This is a genomic window from Stenotrophomonas sp. STEN031 (assembly GCF_056759975.1).
On sequence record NZ_JBRREA010000040.1, the window covers coordinates 1 to 17,451 of the forward strand.

At 65.4% G+C, this 17,451-nt stretch carries 16 protein-coding genes; 12 read left to right on the forward strand and 4 right to left on the reverse strand.

Annotated elements, in window-relative coordinates; all coding sequences use genetic code 11:
- Positions 1–225: 225 nt before the first annotated feature.
- Positions 226–1,035 carry a DUF4377 domain-containing protein gene (locus tag ACVOLQ_RS16145; protein ID WP_313173913.1) on the reverse strand — a complete coding sequence of 270 codons (810 nt, stop codon included), beginning with the start codon at positions 1,033–1,035 and terminating at the stop codon, positions 226–228.
- 84 nt (positions 1,036–1,119) lie between these two features.
- Complete coding sequence (locus ACVOLQ_RS16150; protein WP_313173914.1) at positions 1,120–1,914, reverse strand: undecaprenyl-diphosphate phosphatase; 795 nt, start codon at positions 1,912–1,914, stop codon at positions 1,120–1,122.
- Positions 1,915–1,979: 65 nt separating this feature from the next.
- Here ACVOLQ_RS16150 and ACVOLQ_RS16155 point away from each other — a divergent pair, with 65 nt between their 5' ends.
- From ACVOLQ_RS16155 to ACVOLQ_RS16170, 4 genes are all read left to right on the forward strand, one after another.
- Entirely contained in the window at positions 1,980–2,147 is a 168-nt protein-coding gene (locus tag ACVOLQ_RS16155) for a hypothetical protein (protein WP_481528634.1), read from the forward strand.
- On the forward strand, positions 2,128–3,537 hold the full coding sequence (gene glnA / locus ACVOLQ_RS16160) for a type I glutamate--ammonia ligase (RefSeq protein WP_313493472.1): 1,410 nt from the start codon (positions 2,128–2,130) through the stop codon (positions 3,535–3,537). Before ACVOLQ_RS16155 ends, glnA begins: the two co-directional genes overlap by 20 nt.
- 364 nt (positions 3,538–3,901) lie before the next feature.
- The gene (locus ACVOLQ_RS16165) at positions 3,902–4,240 is read left to right on the forward strand and encodes a P-II family nitrogen regulator (protein WP_057627937.1); all 339 of its coding nucleotides are present in this window, start codon (positions 3,902–3,904) and stop codon (positions 4,238–4,240) included.
- 88 nt (positions 4,241–4,328) lie between these two features.
- Entirely contained in the window at positions 4,329–5,753 is a 1,425-nt protein-coding gene (locus ACVOLQ_RS16170; protein ID WP_481528635.1) for an ammonium transporter, read from the forward strand.
- A 202-nt stretch (positions 5,754–5,955) separates the two neighbouring features.
- Here ACVOLQ_RS16170 and ACVOLQ_RS16175 read toward each other — a convergent pair whose 3' ends face one another.
- Positions 5,956–6,174, reverse strand: coding sequence for a DUF6500 family protein (locus ACVOLQ_RS16175; protein ID WP_312916429.1), 219 nt, complete (start codon positions 6,172–6,174; stop codon positions 5,956–5,958).
- Between the two features lie 194 nt (positions 6,175–6,368).
- Between ACVOLQ_RS16175 and ACVOLQ_RS16180 the strand changes: the two genes are divergently transcribed.
- From ACVOLQ_RS16180 to ACVOLQ_RS16205, 6 genes are all read left to right on the forward strand, one after another.
- A complete protein-coding gene (locus ACVOLQ_RS16180) occupies positions 6,369–7,106 on the forward strand; it encodes an N-acetylmuramoyl-L-alanine amidase (RefSeq protein ID WP_481528636.1) in 738 nt (245 codons plus the stop codon).
- Positions 7,107–7,134: 28 nt separating this feature from the next.
- On the forward strand, positions 7,135–8,190 hold the full coding sequence (locus ACVOLQ_RS16185) for a two-component system sensor histidine kinase NtrB (protein WP_312916425.1): 1,056 nt from the start codon (positions 7,135–7,137) through the stop codon (positions 8,188–8,190).
- A complete protein-coding gene (gene ntrC, locus ACVOLQ_RS16190; RefSeq protein WP_481528637.1) occupies positions 8,183–9,625 on the forward strand; it encodes a nitrogen regulation protein NR(I) in 1,443 nt (480 codons plus the stop codon). The genes ACVOLQ_RS16185 and ntrC overlap by 8 nt, the downstream gene beginning before the upstream one ends.
- Positions 9,626–9,812: 187 nt before the next feature.
- The gene (locus ACVOLQ_RS16195; protein WP_481528638.1) at positions 9,813–12,293 is read left to right on the forward strand and encodes a serine/threonine-protein kinase; all 2,481 of its coding nucleotides are present in this window, start codon (positions 9,813–9,815) and stop codon (positions 12,291–12,293) included.
- 119 nt (positions 12,294–12,412) lie between these two features.
- On the forward strand, positions 12,413–12,985 hold the full coding sequence (locus ACVOLQ_RS16200; protein ID WP_313173922.1) for a superoxide dismutase family protein: 573 nt from the start codon (positions 12,413–12,415) through the stop codon (positions 12,983–12,985).
- 59 nt (positions 12,986–13,044) lie between these two features.
- Positions 13,045–13,659, forward strand: coding sequence for a superoxide dismutase family protein (locus ACVOLQ_RS16205; protein ID WP_481528639.1), 615 nt, complete (start codon positions 13,045–13,047; stop codon positions 13,657–13,659).
- A gap of 379 nt (positions 13,660–14,038) precedes the next feature.
- Here ACVOLQ_RS16205 and ACVOLQ_RS16210 read toward each other — a convergent pair whose 3' ends face one another.
- Positions 14,039–14,944 carry a hypothetical protein gene (locus ACVOLQ_RS16210; protein ID WP_481528640.1) on the reverse strand — a complete coding sequence of 302 codons (906 nt, stop codon included), beginning with the start codon at positions 14,942–14,944 and terminating at the stop codon, positions 14,039–14,041.
- 72 nt (positions 14,945–15,016) lie between these two features.
- Here ACVOLQ_RS16210 and ACVOLQ_RS16215 point away from each other — a divergent pair, with 72 nt between their 5' ends.
- Both ACVOLQ_RS16215 and ACVOLQ_RS16220 read left to right on the forward strand, forming a co-directional pair.
- Positions 15,017–16,312 carry an acetyl-CoA C-acetyltransferase gene (locus tag ACVOLQ_RS16215; RefSeq protein ID WP_313493881.1) on the forward strand — a complete coding sequence of 432 codons (1,296 nt, stop codon included), beginning with the start codon at positions 15,017–15,019 and terminating at the stop codon, positions 16,310–16,312.
- A 144-nt stretch (positions 16,313–16,456) separates the two neighbouring features.
- Complete coding sequence (locus ACVOLQ_RS16220; RefSeq protein WP_313493879.1) at positions 16,457–17,329, forward strand: hypothetical protein; 873 nt, start codon at positions 16,457–16,459, stop codon at positions 17,327–17,329.
- The last annotated feature ends 122 nt before the right edge of the window (positions 17,330–17,451 follow it).

Here is a 17,451-nt window from a genome sequence, read left to right on the forward strand (position 1 = left end):
GCCATGCTCCGCAGGGGGTTTCCTGGTAATGCCCCAGCCGAGCATGGCTCGGCTCTACAGATGAAGCTTTCCCAGCCGAGCATGGCTCGGCTCTACAGATGAAGCTTTCCCAGCCGAGCATGGCTCGGCTCTACAGATGAAGCTTTCCCAGCCGAGCATGGCTCGGCTCTACAAAACAGAAAGGGCGCCGCAAGGCGCCCTTTCTGCTTGTTCAACGGCGATGGCTTATTTGGCCATTTCCGACATCACCACCATGTCCAGCACATAGGCCTGCGACGGTGCGTCAGCCGGCGGGTTCTTGATCTCATAGCGCTTCAGGCGCAGCACGTTGCGGACGCCCGGCTCGTGGGTGTAGCCCTCGATGTTGCCGTAGAAGTTGGTGAACTCACCGCGCTTGCCCTGTTCCAGGCCCTGCTCGTTGTACTTCACCTCACGCACCTGCAGGCAGGTGGCGTCCTTCATCAGCGGGTGCGGGCAGGGCTTGGTCTGCGGCTCGACTTCCAGGAACACGGTTTCGCCCGGGCCACCGTAGCGGGTTTCAGCGGTCGGCTCGGCGCGGAAGCTGAGCACGTCACCCTTTTCGGTGACCAGGGTCATCGCCGATGCATCCAGTGCACGCACGCTCAGCTTGCCCTGCAGACGCTCGCTGATCAGGCCATCGAGCGCCATCAGCGGGCCCTGGCAGGCCTTGTTGGTGGACATCAGGTTGCCAACCGTCAGCGCGCCGGCTTCCAGGGTGTAGCCGCCACCGATGTTGTTGCAGGCATTGCTGACCGACAGGCGGTTGTCCTTGAAATCCAGGGTCAGCGGCTTGTCAGCCTGCACGAACAGGCCGTCGATGCGCTTGCCGCTGGCGTCCACGGCGTTGTCCAGCAGCCAGTGGTTTGCAGCCAGCTGGGTGGTGTCGAGGTTCGCGGCAGGAGCGGCGGTGCTGGTGTCGGGGGTCGCTGCGGTTTCGCTCTTGGTGCTGGCCGGCGGATTGCTGCAGGCGGTCATGAGGGCGATGGGCAGTGCCAACAGAAGAATGCGCTTCATGGTGAACTCCTTGTGGTGCGTTGGAAAAGTCAGAACGTCAAACGGCCATGGCCGTTTGTCGGGGTTGCACTTGCGACTGCACGTTCAGTTGCCAGCAGGCAAAAACAACAGCAGGCCGAAGCCCAATGCGATGCGGTATAGCGCAAAGCCGGTGAAGGGGCGGCGTTTGATATAGCTCAGCAGCCACTTCACCACGATGAAACCGGTGATTGCCGCTGCCACAAAGGCTACGCCTACGTCGGCCCAGTTTTCATTGCCCAGCTGGCCTTTCTTGAACATTTCCAGCAAGGCGTAGCCACTGGCGGCGAACATGGTGGGAATGCCGACCAGGAACACGAACTCGGCGGCTGCGGCGCGGCGGGTCAGGCCCAGCAGCAGGGCCAGGAAGATGGCCGCGGCCGAGCGCGAGGTGCCGGGGAAGACGCCGGCCACCACCTGCGCCAGGCCAACGGCGACGGCAACCTTCCAGGTCACCGTGTCGCTGTCCGGCAGGCGTCCGGCAAAACGCTCGGCGATCAGCATCCAGACGCCGCCGATGACCAGCGCCCACGCCACCGGGGTGACGGTTTCGGGCAGTTCCCAGCCGGCCAGGCGCACCGGCAGGCCGACCACGGCGGTGACCAGGAAGGCCACGCCCAGCTTCATCACGTAGTCGCGGTTCTCACGCTGGTTCAAGCCGGTGGCCAACGACCACAGCCGCTGCCGGAACGCCAGCAGCACCGCGAGGATCGCGCCGGCCTGGATGACGATGTTGAAGAAGTCCGAGCGTGCGCCCAGCCAATGCTGGGCGATCAGCAGATGGCCGGTACTGGAAATAGGGAGAAATTCGGTGAGGCCTTCAAGAATGCCCAGCAACAGGGCGGAGAGCAGGTCGGACATGAGGGTTGGTATGGGAAAGGCGGGCACAGCATAGAGCATTGCGTGTTGCGCACCTGAATGGTGCATTGAATGAAATCAGCACCAAAATGGTGCTCAAGGCCGCCCGCAGCGCTGCATTGATATCAATGAAAACAATAACTTATTGCGATACAAAAGTTGGCACGTCATTTGCTTTTATTCCTGCACATCACCACCCATCCGAGGTTTCACCCGATGTCCCTGGAAAACGTTGAGAAGCTGATCAAGGACAACCAGATCGAGTTCATCGACCTGCGTTTCGTCGACATGCGTGGCATCGAGCAGCACGTGACCTTCCCGGTCTCGATCATCGAGCCGTCGCTGTTCGAGGAAGGCAAGATGTTCGATGGCAGCTCCATCGCCGGTTGGAAGGGCATCGCCGAGTCGGACATGGTGCTGATGCCGGACGCCGACAGCGCCTACCTGGATCCGTTCTACGCCGACCCGACCCTGGTGCTGACCTGTGACGTGCTGGACCCGGCCACCATGCAGGGCTACGGCCGCTGCCCGCGCGGCATCGCCAAGCGCGCCGAGTCGTACCTGAAGTCCTCGGGTATCGCCGACCTGGCCTTCTTCGGCCCGGAGCCGGAATTCTTCATCTTCGATTCGGTCCAGTTCGCCAACGACATGGGCCACACCTTCTTCAAGATCAACTCCGAGGAAGGCTCCTGGAATACCGGCAAGAGCTACGACGGCACCAACAGCGGCTACCGCCCGACCGTGAAGGGCGGCTACTTCCCGGTGCCGCCGACCGACTCGCTGCACGATATCCGCGCCGAGATGTGCAAGGTGCTGGAAAAGGTCGGCATCGAAGTCGAAGTGCACCACCACGAAGTGGCCAATGCCGGCCAGTGCGAGATCGGTGCCAAGTTCAACACCCTGGTCACCAAGGCCGATGAACTGCAGCGCATGAAGCACGTCATCAAGAACGTTGCCCACCGCAACGGCAAGACCGTGACTTTCATGCCCAAGCCGCTGGTCGGCGACAACGGCAGCGGCATGCACGTGCACCAGTCGCTGGCCAAGGGCGGCGCCAACCTGTTCTCCGGTGACGGCTATGGTGGCCTGAGCCAGATGGCGCTGTGGTACATCGGCGGCATCTTCAAGCACGCCCGTGCGATCAACGCCTTCGCCAACTCCGGTACCAACAGCTACAAGCGCCTGGTGCCGGGCTTCGAAGCACCGGTGATGCTGGCTTACTCGGCCCGCAACCGTTCGGCCTCGTGCCGCATTCCGTGGGTGTCCAACCCGAAGGCACGTCGCATCGAAATGCGCTTCCCGGATCCGATCCAGTCCGGCTACCTGACCTTCACCGCGCTGATGATGGCCGGCCTGGACGGCATCAAGAACCAGATCGACCCGGGTGCACCGAGCGACAAGGATCTGTACGACCTGCCGCCGGAAGAAGAGAAGCTGATCCCGCAGGTCTGCTCCTCGCTGGACCAGGCACTGGAAGCACTGGACAAGGACCGCGAGTTCCTCAAGGCCGGTGGCGTGATGAGCGACGACTTCATCGATGCCTACATCGCGTTGAAGATGAAGGAAGTCACCGCGTTCCGCGCGGCGACCCATCCGCTGGAATACCAGCTGTACTACGCAAGCTGATGTAACGGCGGCCAGTACAGCGTGCTGGCCGCCGGCAACACCAGGTGCAGTTACTGGCTGTTATTAGGCGGCGGTGGCGTGGACCCTCCCCCTCCCATCTGCGTCATCGCCGCCGCCTTTGTTGCTGGGGAGCACAAAGGTATGCAGCAGCCGGCAACACACCTGCAGGGGCAAGAGAATCCGAGCGCGCGGCATGGGCCAGTCCTCCCTCCCGCGTGGTTGTGGCAGCCGGCAATACGGCCGGTGGCAACAGCCAGGCCCATGATGCGTTCGGCGCAACAGCCAGCGGCCGCACAGCGGCCGGTGGAAGACACGATGCCGGCCCGCAGCCGCAGGCCGGTCTCCTCCATATCGGGACATGCGCATGAAATTAATCTCCGCGATCATCCGCCCATTCAAGCTCGACGAAGTGCGTGAAGCCCTCGGCGCCGCAGGCGTTTCCGGCATCACCGTCACCGAGGTCAAGGGCTTTGGGCGGCAGAAAGGCCACACCGAGCTGTACCGTGGCGCTGAATATGTCGTCGATTTCCTTCCCAAGATCCGCATCGAGACCGCCGTCACCGACGACAACGTCGAGGCGGTGATCGAAGCGCTGCAGGGCGCCGCCGGCACCGGCAAGATTGGTGACGGCAAGATCTTCGTTACCGCGCTTGAGCAGGTGGTGCGTATCCGCACCGGCGAAACAGGCGCAGACGCGCTGTAAGAACCGCACCGCCCCGTCCTCCGGCGGCAGCGACCGCCAGGTGACAACGGGTCGCTGGCAGGTTCCACCCCCACAACCGGAGTCGACAATGCGAACGGAATTTTTCACCGGGTTGAACACCCGGTTCGGAGGCCTGTGCCTGTCTTTCATGCTCAGCGCGCTGCTGCTGGGTATGTTTTCCAGCACGGCATGGGCACAAGAAACGCAGGCGCCGCCTGCTACCGCCACTGAAGTGGCAGCCGCGCCTGCAGAGGCCGCAGCCGCACCTGCTACTGAAGCAGACGCCGCACCCAGCTTCGACAAGGGCGACGTGGCGTGGATGCTCACCGCCACCTTGCTGGTCTTGATGATGGTGGTACCCGGCCTGGCGCTGTTCTATGGCGGCCTGGTGCGGGCCAAGAACGTGCTGTCGGTGCTCAGCCAGGTGCTGGTGGTGTTCTCGCTGGTGCTGATGCTGTGGGTGGCCTATGGCTATAGCGCGGTGTTCAGTGCCGGCAACCAGTTCTTTGGCTCGTTCACCCAGTTCGCCTTCCTCAAGGGCTTCACTCCGGAATCGGTGGGCAATACGCCGATCGCTGGCCTGCCGGACTTGCTGTTCGTCGCCTTCCAGTCGACCTTCGCCGGTATCACCACTGCACTGATCGTCGGTGCCTTCGCCGAGCGCATCAAGTTCCGCGCGGTGCTGCTGTTCTCCGCGCTGTGGTTCACCCTGAGCTACATCCCGATGGCGCACATCGTCTGGGGTGGCGGCTATCTCGGTGAGATGGGCGCGATCGACTTTGCCGGTGGCACCGTGGTGCACATCAACGCCGGTGTTGCCGGCCTGGTGGCCGCATGGTTCGTCGGCAAGCGCCTAGGCTATGGCCAGACCGCGTTGAAGCCGCACAACCTGCCGCTGACCTGGATCGGCGCGATGCTGCTGTGGGTGGGCTGGTTCGGCTTCAACGCCGGGTCCGCCGCGGCTGCTGATACGGTCGCCTCGCTGGCCTTCATCAACACCGTGTTGGCGACTGCCGCCGCGGTGCTGGGCTGGACGCTGGTGGAAGCGATCACCAAGGGCCATCCCTCGGCACTGGGCGCGGCCTCGGGTGCGGTTGCCGGGCTGGTTGGTGTAACCCCGGCCTGCGGCACGGTGGGACCGTTGGGCGCCATCGTGATTGGTTTCGTCACCGGCATGGTCTGCGTCTGGGGCGTGACCGGCTTGAAGCGGCTGTTGAAGGCCGACGACACTGCCGACGTGTTCGGCGTGCATGGCGTGGGCGGCATTGTGGGCGCCCTCCTCACCGGCGTGTTCAGCGCGCAGTCGCTGGGGGGTACCAAGGTTGATCTGGATATCGGCCACCAGCTGTGGGTGCAGGTGGTCAGCGTGGGCTTCACCGTGTTGTGGTCGGCCGTCGTCACCGCCGTCATCCTGCTGGTGGTCCGCGCGCTGGTTGGCCTGCGTGTCAGCGAAGAGGCCGAACGCACCGGCCTGGACGTGACCACCCATGGCGAATCGGCCTACGAGGCCTAAGCCTTGAAGCCCCTCTCCCGCCTGCGGGAGAGGGGTTGGGGTGAGGGCAGCTTTTGAGGCGTTACCGGGAAAGCCCCTGCCGAGCATGGCTCGGCACTACCGCTCTGAAGCCCCTATCCCTCCGGGAGAGGGGTTGGGGAGAGGGTAAGCCGAAGCAGCATCACCGTACGGTCGAAGCCAAACCGAAGAAACCCAATGGGCGCTAGCCCTCAGCCAGCACCAGCGCCTTCACCTTCTCAGCCTTCTCGAAATGATCCAGGCGATGGATCGAGATCCACCACGTAGCCGCTTCCATCAACAACTCAGGGTCGTCATTGCGGTTGGCGAAGAACGCATAGAACGACACCCCAACCGTCGGCCCCTTCGCCGCGATCTTCGCATCGCAGACTGCAACGATCTTCTGTTTCAGTGAATCACGCATGGTTGCTCCCGCAGACATCACAGCACTTCGTCTACATAGCCTAGCCACAACGGCCAGTCATCCGCAGCCGAACGCGGTCGCGGCCTCCACTTCCTGAGCAGGCCCTCCAATGCATGCAGTCCACATCGACGCATCCGCCTTGCCATGCCTGGATGCACTTGCAATGCCGCGCCCGGCAACGTGCAATGTCCGCCATGAAGACCAGACTGCTGCTGCCGCTCGCCCTGTTGGCCACGCTGACCGCCTGTACCTCCACACCGGAGCGCAATCCGCTCGCGCACTGGGTGCCGTCGCCGAACTACAACGACCGCCAACCGGTGCTGATCGTGCTGCACCACACCGAGCAGAACTCGGTGCAGCAGAGCCTGGACACGCTACGCAGTGCCAACAGCGGTGGCAAGGTCAGCTCGCACTACCTGGTCGGCAGCGATGGTGAGCTCTATCAGCTGGTGGCCGATGGCGAACGTGCCTGGCATGCCGGTGGTGGCCGCTGGGGCGGCTTCACCGATCTCAACTCCACCTCGATCGGCATCGAGATCGACAACGACGGCAGCAGCCCCTTCACGGAACCGCAGATCGCCAGCCTGCTGCGCCTGCTCGAGGACCTGTGCACGCGCTTCAACATCCCGCGCAGCCAGATCATCGGCCACGCCGATCTGGCACCGACCCGCAAGGCCGACCCCAGCCGCTATTTCCCGTGGCAGCAGCTGGCCGAAGCCGGTTTCGGCCTGTGGCCAGACCCGAAGCACGGCCCGCCGCCGGCCGGTTTTGACAGCTGGATGGCGATGCAGGCCTTCGGCTACGCGCTGGATGACCGCGGTGCCGCCGCACGCGCCTTCCACCGCCGCTTCCGCGGCAGCGACACGCTGCCGGCCGAGCTCGATGCCGAGGACGCCCGCATCCTGCATTCCCTGCTGTTGCAGAAGCAGTGATGCGGCCGCTTTGCACTATATTGGTGCAATGACCGACGCCGATTTCTCGCCGACCCCGGAATTGCTGGCCACCCCACTGGTCTGGTGTGGCGCGGATGGCCGTATCCAAGGGGCGAACCCGGCCTTCTGCCGCTGGCTGGGGGTCAGCGTGCGGCGCCTGCTTGGCCAGCCGCTGGTGTCGCTGGAAGCGCAGGGTGAGGTGCTGGCGCAGCGCCTGGCCAACCCGGCCACCGACATGAGCCGCCTGCCACGGTTGACCCTGGCCCTGCCAGGCGAGGCACCGCGCTTCGCCGATGGCTGGCTGAGCGCGCTGGAGCAGGGCGGCTGGCTGCTGGAAGCGCACCCGGTGGACGAGTTCCAGGGCGCCGATCCGGCGCAGGTGCTGCCCGGCGCCTTCAGCGCGGCGCTGAAAGGCCTGGCCCATGAACTGCGCAATCCGCTGGCCGGGCTCAAGGGCGCCGCCCAGCTGCTGGCGCGCCGCGCCAGCGGCCGCGATGCCGACGAGCGCGAGCTGATCGAATTGATCGGCGCCGAGATCGAGCGCCTCAATACCCTGCTGGAGCAACTGCTGTCGCCGGCACCGCAACGCCCGCATGCACCGTTGAACATCCATGCCGCGCTGGAACGGGTGCTGCGCCTGGTCGAGAACGAAGCCGGCTGGTCGGTGCGCCTGCTGCGCGATTACGACCCCAGCATTCCCGAGTTCCCCGGCGACGCCGACCGTCTCACCCAGGCCTTGTTGAACCTGGTGCGCAACGCCATCCAGGCCGGCGCCACCAGCGTCACCCTGCGCACCCGTGTCGAGCACGGCCTGCGCATTGCCGAGCAGCCCTATGCGCTGGCCCTGCGCCTGGAGGTGGCCGACGACGGTCGTGGCGTGCCGGAAGAGCTGGCCGAGCACCTGTTCCTGCCGCTGGTCAGCGGCCGCGCCGAAGGCACCGGCCTGGGCCTGGCGCTGGCGCAGCAGGTGGCGCGCGAACACCGCGGCACGCTGAGCTACCGCTCGCGCCCCGGCCATACCGTGTTCACCGTGTTGCTGCCGCTGCCGGCCGCCGAGGAAGCGGCGGAGGTGGCTGATGCATAAGCCCACGCAGGCCGCGACGGTATGGGTGGTGGATGACGACCGCTCGGTGCGCTTCGTACTGACCACCGCCCTGCGCGATGCCGGCTATGCGGTCGAGGGTTTCGACAGCGCGGCCGCTGCCTTGACCGCGATGGCCCAGCAACCGGTGCCGGACCTGCTGTTCACCGACGTGCGCATGCCCGGTGATGACGGTCTGGTATTGCTGGACAAACTCAAGGCCGCGCACCCGCAACTGCCGGTGATCGTGATGTCGGCCTATACCGATGTCGCCAGCACCGCCGGCGCCTTCCGTGGCGGCGCGCATGAATTCCTGTCCAAGCCGTTTGACCTCGATGATGCCGTTGAGCTGGCGCGGCGCGCGCTGCCTGAGACCGAGGAAGCGCCTGCGCCGATCGCTGCAGCGCCGCTAGCGGCACACAAGGACGAAGGCCCGCCACAGCTGATCGGCGACACCCCGGCCATGCGCGCGCTGTTCCGCGCCATCGGCCGTCTGGCGCAGGCGCCGCTGTCGGTACTGATCAACGGCGAGACCGGCACCGGCAAGGAGCTGGTGGCCAATGCGCTGCACCGCGAATCCCCGCGCGCCAAAGGGCCGTTCGTCGCCCTCAATACCGCCGCGATCCCGGCCGAACTGCTGGAAAGCGAGTTGTTCGGCCACGAAGCCGGCGCCTTCACCGGTGCCAGCAAACGCCACATCGGCCGCTTCGAGCAGGCCGATGGCGGCACCTTGTTCCTGGATGAAATCGGCGACATGCCGCTGGCCCTGCAGACGCGGTTGCTGCGCGTACTGGCCGAGGGCGAGTTTTTCCGCGTCGGCGGCCGCGAGCTGATCCGCGTCGACGTGCGGGTGGTCGCGGCCACCCACCAGGATCTTGAAACCCTGGTCGAACAAGGCCGCTTCCGCGCCGACCTGCTGCACCGCCTGGACATGGTGCGCCTGCTGCTGCCGCCCCTGCGCGAGCGCCTGGGCGATGTGCCGCAGCTGGCCGAGAATTTCCTGGCCAACGCCGCCCGCCGCCTCGACATGCCGCCCAAGCGGTTGTCGGTTGCCGCGGTCAAAGCCCTGCGCGAGCACCAATGGCCGGGCAACGTCCGTGAGCTGGAAAACGTCTGCTGGCGGCTGGCAGCACTGGCCGTGGCCGACACCGTATCGGCCGAGGACGTGCAGGCCGCCTTGAACCGCGGTGGTCGCGCCGCAGCCAGCACGGCGGCAGTTGCGCCGCAGCACTGGGACCGCGCGCTGGCCGCCTGGGCGCGGCAGCGTCTGGCCGAAGGTGCCCACGGCCTGCATGCCGAAGCACGCGAGCGCCTGGACAATGTGCTGCTGGAGGTGGCGTTGGACGTTACCGGCGGACACCGTGCAGACGCCGCAGCGCGGCTGGGACTGGGGCGCAACACTGTTACCCGCAAACTCGGGCCAAGCCGGCGCCGCTGAGGTGCCAGTTCCTTCGGTGCCCGCCGAAGGGCGGTATGTATACTCGGCTCCCCATGGAGCCGACGGTGGCGTTGGCGGATGGGAACGCGCTTATGAACCCTTGTTTCTGCGTGCATTGCAGGGCTGCAGCGGCGTCTCCCGCGCGGGTCCATGAGCAGCTGGCCTTGCCGGCGCGGCGGTCCGACGCATGTTGAGTGCCGAGGCATGGCGCCGGCTGGTCGAATTATTCAGCCAGGCGACCGATCTTCCGGAAAGCGAACGCATCGATTTCGTCTATGCGCAGACGGACGAGGCCCCGGAGTTGCGACAGGAGCTGCTGGCGTTGCTCGCTGCCGATGGGGACGCGACACGAAGGTTGCGCGAGCCACTGCAACGCGCGGCAGAAGTGCTGCTGCAGGTGGATGAGGCCGACATCGCCGCAGGCACCCGGTTCGGGCCGTGGTCGGTGCAGCGGATGATTGGCGCAGGCGGCATGGGCAAGGTGTATCTGGCGCAGCGCGCCGATGGTGCCTATGAACGTGAGGTCGCGCTGAAGCTGGTGCGCTCGCAGGCATTGAGCGAACGTCGTCACCTGCATTTCGAGTACGAATGCCGGCTGCTGGCGCAGATGCAGCATCCAGCCATCGCGCAGATCCATGATGCCGGCATCGACCCGGAGGGACGCGCCTACCTGGTGATGGAATACATCCAGGGCCAAGCCATCACCGATTGGTGCGACCAGCACGCATCGAGCCTGCGCGAACGCATCGAATTGCTGGTAAAGGTCGCCGAAGGCGTTCAGCACGCACACCAGAAGGGCGTGATCCATCGCGACCTCAAGCCGGGCAATGTGCTGGTATGCAGCGTTGACGGGCAGGCGATGCCCAAGATCATCGATTTCGGCATCGCCATGGAAACCGCGAGTGCAGAGATCAGCGGCGGCGGTGGCACGCCGGGGTACATGAGCCCCGAGCAATCGCTGCCGGGCAGTGATGTCGACGCGCGCAGCGACGTGTACTCACTCGGTGCGATCCTCTACGAACTGGCCTGCGGCGCGCGGCCGCAGGCGCCCTTGCTGCAGGCACCATCCCAGCACCTGCGCAGCCTCGCGCCGGAGCGGCAGCAGCAACTTGCCGCCGCGCGCGGCAGCAAGCCGACGCAGCTGCTGCGGGAATTGCGCGATGGCCTGGATGCGATTGCCACCAAGTCCCTGCGCACCGAGCGAGCGGAGCGCTATGCGTCGGTATCATTGTTGCTCGAAGACCTGCGTCGTTGGTTGCGCCACTATCCGCCACAGGCGGCAGGCCGCACCGGCCTGCTGTCGCTGCGCAAGTTCGTGCGCCGCAATCGGCTGATGGTCGGGGCTGCAACGGCTGTCGTCGCAGTGCTGGTGGCGGGCCTGGTCGCCACGGCCTGGTCCCTGCGCGAAGCACGCCAGGAAGCCGCGCGCGCCAAGGTGTCTTCCGGCTTTCTGGCATCGGTGCTGGACAGCATGGACCCGGCCATGGCCGAGGACCTGGACAAGACCTTGATGCTGCGGGTACTGGACGATGCGTCGCGGCGGGCACCGCAGGATCTGTCTGCCTACCCGGACACGCTTGCGGACATGCGCTTGATCATTGCCATCAACCAGATCGTGCTGGGTGAATATGAGCGCGCCATCGACCACCTGGAAGCGATACGCAAACTGGCCGACAAACATCCCGGGGTAATGGAGCTGCAACGCCTGCGCGCATTGCAGGTGCTGGGCGATGCCTATGTGGCAAGCGACAGGAACAGCGAGGCGCAAGCGGTATTGGATGAGGGTATTGCCAGGGCGCGTGCTGGCGATCCAGCTCACCTCTGGCTGGCCTACGACATGCAGTCACGCCTGTCCTGGGTGCGTTTCGTGCAGGGAAAGGCGCCCGAAGCACTGGCGCTGGCCAAGGAGGCGCTGGATGGCTTCATCCGTATCGCCCCCGCGGATGACCAGCAACGACTGGATGCGGTCAAACGCTATGCGAACCTGCTGTCCACCAGCGGTGATTACGCCCAATCCATCGCCCTGATGGATGACGTGGTGCAGCGGCGCACACGCATCAACGGACGGGATCATCCGCTGACCCTGGTGGCACGACGTGACCTGGTGACGACACGGCTGCGCATGCGCGATTTTGCCGGTGCCGAGCCTGAGCTCCGGCAGTTGCTGTCCGCCTACGAACGCATCTATGGCCCAGACAACGGCTATCCCATCGGTGTGCGCGGCATGTTGGGCAGCGCATTGCGTGAACAGGGCAAGGTGCAGGAAGCGGGGCCACACTATCGCGCGACCATGGAGTGGAACGCCCGCCGGTTTGGTCCGGAATCGCAATCCACCGTGGTCGCACGGCACAACCACGCCAACTGGCTGCTGGCAGCAGGACAGGCCAGCGCATCGCGGGACGAGCAGAAAGCCCTGCTTGCCATTGCAGATCGCAGCCTGGGCCGCGCCAACCACATCACCGCGGAAGTCCTGCGTGGCTTGGCCGAGGCAGAACTGGCAATGGGGGAACGCATCAATGCCCACCGGCACGCCAGCGCGGCGCTGGCGGCCATGCGCGAAGTCTATGGTGACCAGCACGAAGGCGCGCTGCGCGATGTTCGGGCCACATTGCAGAAGGTGGAAGCGGCGGGGGCGGGTGCGACTGCCGTATTGGGTGGAGCCGATTGAATGCAACCCGCACTCGACCGCTGCGCCGCAAACAGGCATCGTTGGCACGACCTGTTTACAGCAACACCTTGCCAGGCCAGGCCGTGAGCCTTGTCGGCACGTAATCAAAGGAGTTCCCCATGCGCCAGCGCCTGCTTCTGATCACCGCCACCAGCACCTTGCTGCTTGCCGCCTGCGGCACCAGCCCGCGTACCAAGCCCGAGCCGCCACCGCCGCCGGTGGCGACGGTCAGCACCGCCAGGATGGCCGAAGCCAATCTGGCACCGGCCTCGGCAAGTCTGGTCAGCGGCCGTCTGGCCTTGGTGCCGGAAGCCGGTGGTGTGCATATCACCGGGGTGATCGGCGGTTTGCCGCGCGGCCAGCAGGCGGCCTTCCATGTGCATGAAAAGGGCGACTGCAGCGCGATGGATGCGAGCAGCGCCGGCGGTCACTTCAACCCGGCCATGCAGCAGCATGGCCGGGCCGGTGCCGGCGCGCACCACGCCGGTGACATGGACAATCTTCAGGCCAATGCTGAAGGCGTGGCGAACGTGGACGTTCATCTTCGCGGCGTTACCCTCGGCGGTGGTGCTGCAAATGACGTCGCTGGGCGCGCCTTGGTGGTACATGCGTCGGCCGACGATTACCGCAGCCAACCGGCCGGCAATGCCGGCGCGCGTGTCGCCTGCGCGGTGATCCGCGTGGTGCGCTGAGCGGGCCCATTGCGTCCGCCCATCCCGATTCGATCCAGACCAGCAAGGGAGTTACCCAGATGCGACTGATCCACACCAGCCTGTTCCTCGTCAGCGCCCTGGCGCTGACCGCCTGCAACAAGGGCGCAGAGCCCGATGCGGCACCGGCCGATACCGTTGCAGCGCCGGCGGCAACCGCGCCTGCTGCCGACCCGGCGGCACCGCCGGAAATGGCCAAGCCGATCGCAACCGCACAGTTGCAGCCGACCAAGGACAGCACGGTCGCCGGCACCATCAATTTCAGCCTGGTTGACGGCCAGCTGCGCGCCAGCGGCGATATCACCGGCCTGAAGCCAGACAGCGAACACGGCTTCCACATCCACGAGAAGGGCGATTGCAGCGCACCGGACGGCACCAGCGCCGGCGGCCATTTCAATCCGGGCAGCAGCGAGCATGGCAGCATCAGCGCGGCGATGCATCACGGCGGCGACATGCCCAACATCAAGGCCGACGCGCAGGGCAACGCGCATATCGACGGCCCGGTGGCGAGCAACGTCAATGTCGGCGTGGGTGATGGTTTCGATATCGTCGGCCGCGGCCTGATCGTCCACGCCGACCCGGACGACTACAAGACCCAGCCGACCGGCAACGCCGGCGCACGCCTGGCCTGTGCGGTGATCACCAAGGTGCAGTGACGGTCTCCCTCCCTTTCGCGCAGCGAAGGGGAGGGTTGGGGAGAGGTGCTTTGGCTTTGGCTCTAGCTTCGGCTTTGGCCTTCACCTTCGCACCTGCTCTCCACTCAGCGCTATCAAATTGACCAGCCGCTGAGCTTTCCGGTCGGAAGACCGAGGCAAGACAAAAGGCAGCAGCAACAGCACCCCTCCCCAACCCTCCCCTTGCCTTCGGCAAAGGGAGGGGGCAGGTCGCGGCGGACATCAACTTGCTGCATGCACGGCCCCCTCCCTTGCGCAACGCGCAGGGGAGGGTTGGGGAGGGGTGCTCTTGCTTTTGCTTCACCCCGCTTCAAAACAGAAAGGCCGCTTGCGCGGCCTCTCTGTATTCACCAGCGCACACTCAATGCGCCAGCAGCGCCTTTGCATCCTGGCCGGCATGCACGTGCACATACAGCACGTCGATGCCATGCGCCTCCAACACCGCGGCCATCTGCCGCTGGCGCATCATGTACTGCTCGTACACGCGCTGCAGGCGGTCGCAGTCATTCTTGTCCTGCGCGTAATGCGCACACCAACCTGCCGGATCGAACAAGGCCATCCGCACTTCGCCGCCGACATAACGCAGCAGCGGCTCGGGTGCGGCGTCCAGCCATTGTTCTTCGTTGGGCGCGAACATCGCCGTTTCCAGTAGTGGCCACAGATCCGCCAGGCCCTGGTTGTCGTACTGCATGGCCATCATCGCGGCCAGGTCGTTGACGGTGAAATAGCGCGCATGTTCTATCTGCGCGGCAAAGCTGTTCTGGGCCAGCAGCGCGGTGTCCGGTTGCGCCATGCCATTGGCCAGCAACACCTCTTCCAGCGCATCGCGCACTTCATGGCGCAGCGCCGGTTCACCACCGGCCAGCACGAACGGCAGCAGCCGCAGCGCACCGCCGGTCAGTGCTGGGTCGGCCTGCAGCGGCAGTGGGACCTCGCCATTGGCATCGGCGCCAAACGCCAGCAGGCGCGCACCCTGGTTGCGGCCGGGCGCGCGCATCTGCAGCTCTTCCAGGCGTCGATGAATGGGCAGGCCGGGGCGCAGGACTTCGGCCGGGTCGAAATGCGCCGCGGCGAACACCAGATCAAGTTCGCTGACCTGCGGCACCAGCTTGGTCAGGTCGCGGCCGATCAGCGCAGCCAGCTCACCAGCCTGCTCGGAGCCCAGGGCTGCCTTGCCGGGCTGCTCGCCGCCAGCCAGTTCCAATGCCACTACGCCAAGGGCGTTCACGTCGGGGTTTGAATTGCTCATGATTCGCGGTTGGCCCATCACGGCCTCGAAGCTACACTCAACACCATTATGCCTGCTATCGCGTGCAGGCCACTTTGAACACTCTTTCCCATGTCAGGTACCCGCATGCCCAGCGCTCGACCCGTCGCCATCCTCGGTGGTGTCCGCATTCCGTTCTGCCGTCAGAACACTGCTTATTCGGACGTTGGCAATCTCGGCATGTCGGTCCGTACGCTTGGGGCGCTTGTTGAACGGTTCGGCCTGCATGGCCAGCAGTTGGGCGAAGTGGCGATGGGCGCGGTGATCAAGCATCCCAGCGACTGGAACCTGGGCCGCGAGGCTGCACTGTCGTCCGGGCTGTCGCCGCTGACCCCGGGCATCACCCTGCAACGTGCCTGTGGTACCTCGTTGGACAGCATCATCACCGTTGCCAACAAGATCGCCCTGGGGCAGATCGAATCCGGCATCGGCGGTGGTTCCGATACCACCTCCGACGTGCCGATCGTCTATGGCAAGAAGTTGCGTGCGCGCCTGCTGGCGGCCAACCGCGCCAAGAGCACCGGCGACAAGATCCGCACCCTGCTCAAGGGCTTCAAGTTCTCCGAGCTCAAGCCCGAGTTCCCGGGCGTGGCCGAGCCGCGTACCGGCAAGAGCATGGGCGACCATTGCGAGGACATGGCCAAGGAATGGAACATCTCGCGTGAAGCACAGGACGCCTGGGCGGTGTCTTCGCACAAGAAGCTGGCTGCCGCTTACGAGCGCGGTTTCTTCAGTGACCTGATCGCGCCGTTCCGCGGCGTCGAGCGCGACAACATCCTGCGTCCGGATACCTCGCTGGAAAAGCTGGCCACCTTGAAGCCGGCCTTCGACAAGGCCTCTGGCCGCGGCACCCTGACCGCCGCCAACTCCACCCCGTTGACCGACGGCGCCGCTGCGGTGCTGCTGGCCAGTGAAGAGTGGGCACGTGCACACGGCCATGAGCCGCTGGCCTATCTGCGTGATTCGCAGGTTTCGGCAGTGGACTTCGTGCATGGCGAAGGCCTGCTGATGGCGCCGACCACCGCCGTGCCGGAAATGCTCAAGCGCAATGGTCTGACCCTGCAGGATTTCGATATCTACGAAATCCACGAAGCCTTCGCCGCGCAGGTGCTGTGCACGCTGAGCGCCTGGGAAAGCGAGGACTACTGCCGCAATCGCCTGGGCCTGGATGCAGCGCTGGGCCGCATCGACCCGGCCAAGATCAACCCGCTGGGCTCTTCGCTGGCCACCGGCCACCCGTTCGCTGCAACCGGCGCCCGCATCATCGGCACCGTGGCCAAGGAGTTGGCTGCCCGCGGTGGCGGTCGTGCGTTGGTATCGATCTGCACCGCCGGCGGCATGGGCGTGGTCGCCATCGTCGAGCGTTGATGCGCCGTTTGTAGTGCCGAGCCATGCTCGGCAGGGGCGTTCCCGGTAATGCCCCTTGCCGACCATGGGTTGGCACTACAGGGCCCTTGCAGGGCCCGGCCCGGCCCCCCTATTGTCTGCTCACCAAAGGACGGGGGGCAGGGCATGAAGCGCATCGCGATTGGTTTGGCCGTGCTGTTGTCAGGTGTGGCGGCGCCTGCCGCTGCCATGACCTTCATGAAGGTAGAACACGTCTGCCCGATTGGTGGCGAGCGTTTCAGCGCGGAGGAAATGGGCTCGGGCACGGCCTTCGGCCACTTCCTCGATGGACGCCTGCATGGCGCCATCCAATCGCCGTGGCCACTGGTGTCCTGCCCGGGCAATGGTTTCGTCATCTACAAGGACGATTACAGCGCTGACGAGATCAAGCGCCTGACCGCCGTGGTCGAAAGTGACGACTACCAGCGTATGCGTGGCCACGAAACCAGCTATTGGATGCTGGCGCGCTTGTTCGAAGCGGTCGATGCGCCGTTGCGGGACCGTGCCGGAGTCCTGCAGCGTGCCACCTGGCAGGCCTCGCCCGGGCAGTATCCGCGCTATGTACAGGCCGCGTCGGCGGCCGTCGCGCAGCAATGTCCGGATGCGCGTGCCGCCGCCGATCAGGATGAAGCATGGCTGTATTGCCAGATGCTGCTGGGCGAATGGGAGCGCAGGCTATCCCGTTTCGACGCGGCACGGACGCGCTTCGAGCGCCTGCAGCCGCTGCCTGGACGATTGCTGGCCGGCCCGGATCACGAGCATGCGCGTCGCCAGTACATTGCCGAAATTGCACAGCAGTTGCAGCTGATCGCGGACAGAAGCGCGGTCAACACGATGGCGGTGGACGCGAATGCACCACCACCGGCCAAGGAGACGGCAGCAGGACCTGTTTCGCGGGAGGCCGCGGAAGCCATGGCCCGGGTCGCGGCAGATGCGGCTGCAGCGGCCGCAGATGCCGCCGCTGCCAGTGACGCGGATTCGCCATCGGCCAAGCGCTGAGCGGTACAAGCGGGAAAACCCCGGCGACTGGAGGGTTTCGCCGGCCGCATTCCAGGGAGCGGGCTTGCCGCATACTTCACTGCCACGCCAACGGCGCAGGTGCGGGTCGCTCGGGAGGCGGC

Bases quoted from the DNA above. Each gene is read 5' to 3' on its own strand.
- ACVOLQ_RS16180 (WP_481528636.1), top strand. From the start codon at position 6,369: ATGAAGACCAGACTGCTGCTGCCGCTCGCCCTGTTGGCCACGCTGACC.
- ACVOLQ_RS16205 (WP_481528639.1), top strand. From the start codon at position 13,045: ATGCGACTGATCCACACCAGCCTGTTCCTCGTCAGCGCCCTGGCGCTG.
- ACVOLQ_RS16175 (WP_312916429.1), bottom strand. From the start codon at position 6,174: ATGCGTGATTCACTGAAACAGAAGATCGTTGCAGTCTGCGATGCGAAG.
- ACVOLQ_RS16150 (WP_313173914.1), bottom strand. From the start codon at position 1,914: ATGTCCGACCTGCTCTCCGCCCTGTTGCTGGGCATTCTTGAAGGCCTC.
- ACVOLQ_RS16165 (WP_057627937.1), top strand. From the start codon at position 3,902: ATGAAATTAATCTCCGCGATCATCCGCCCATTCAAGCTCGACGAAGTG.
- ntrC (WP_481528637.1), top strand. From the start codon at position 8,183: ATGCATAAGCCCACGCAGGCCGCGACGGTATGGGTGGTGGATGACGAC.
- ACVOLQ_RS16195 (WP_481528638.1), top strand. From the start codon at position 9,813: ATGTTGAGTGCCGAGGCATGGCGCCGGCTGGTCGAATTATTCAGCCAG.
- ACVOLQ_RS16145 (WP_313173913.1), bottom strand. From the start codon at position 1,035: ATGAAGCGCATTCTTCTGTTGGCACTGCCCATCGCCCTCATGACCGCC.
- ACVOLQ_RS16210 (WP_481528640.1), bottom strand. From the start codon at position 14,944: ATGGGCCAACCGCGAATCATGAGCAATTCAAACCCCGACGTGAACGCC.
- ACVOLQ_RS16215 (WP_313493881.1), top strand. From the start codon at position 15,017: ATGTCAGGTACCCGCATGCCCAGCGCTCGACCCGTCGCCATCCTCGGT.
- glnA (WP_313493472.1), top strand. From the start codon at position 2,128: ATGTCCCTGGAAAACGTTGAGAAGCTGATCAAGGACAACCAGATCGAG.
- ACVOLQ_RS16170 (WP_481528635.1), top strand. From the start codon at position 4,329: ATGCGAACGGAATTTTTCACCGGGTTGAACACCCGGTTCGGAGGCCTG.
- ACVOLQ_RS16185 (WP_312916425.1), top strand. From the start codon at position 7,135: ATGACCGACGCCGATTTCTCGCCGACCCCGGAATTGCTGGCCACCCCA.
- ACVOLQ_RS16200 (WP_313173922.1), top strand. From the start codon at position 12,413: ATGCGCCAGCGCCTGCTTCTGATCACCGCCACCAGCACCTTGCTGCTT.
- ACVOLQ_RS16220 (WP_313493879.1), top strand. From the start codon at position 16,457: ATGAAGCGCATCGCGATTGGTTTGGCCGTGCTGTTGTCAGGTGTGGCG.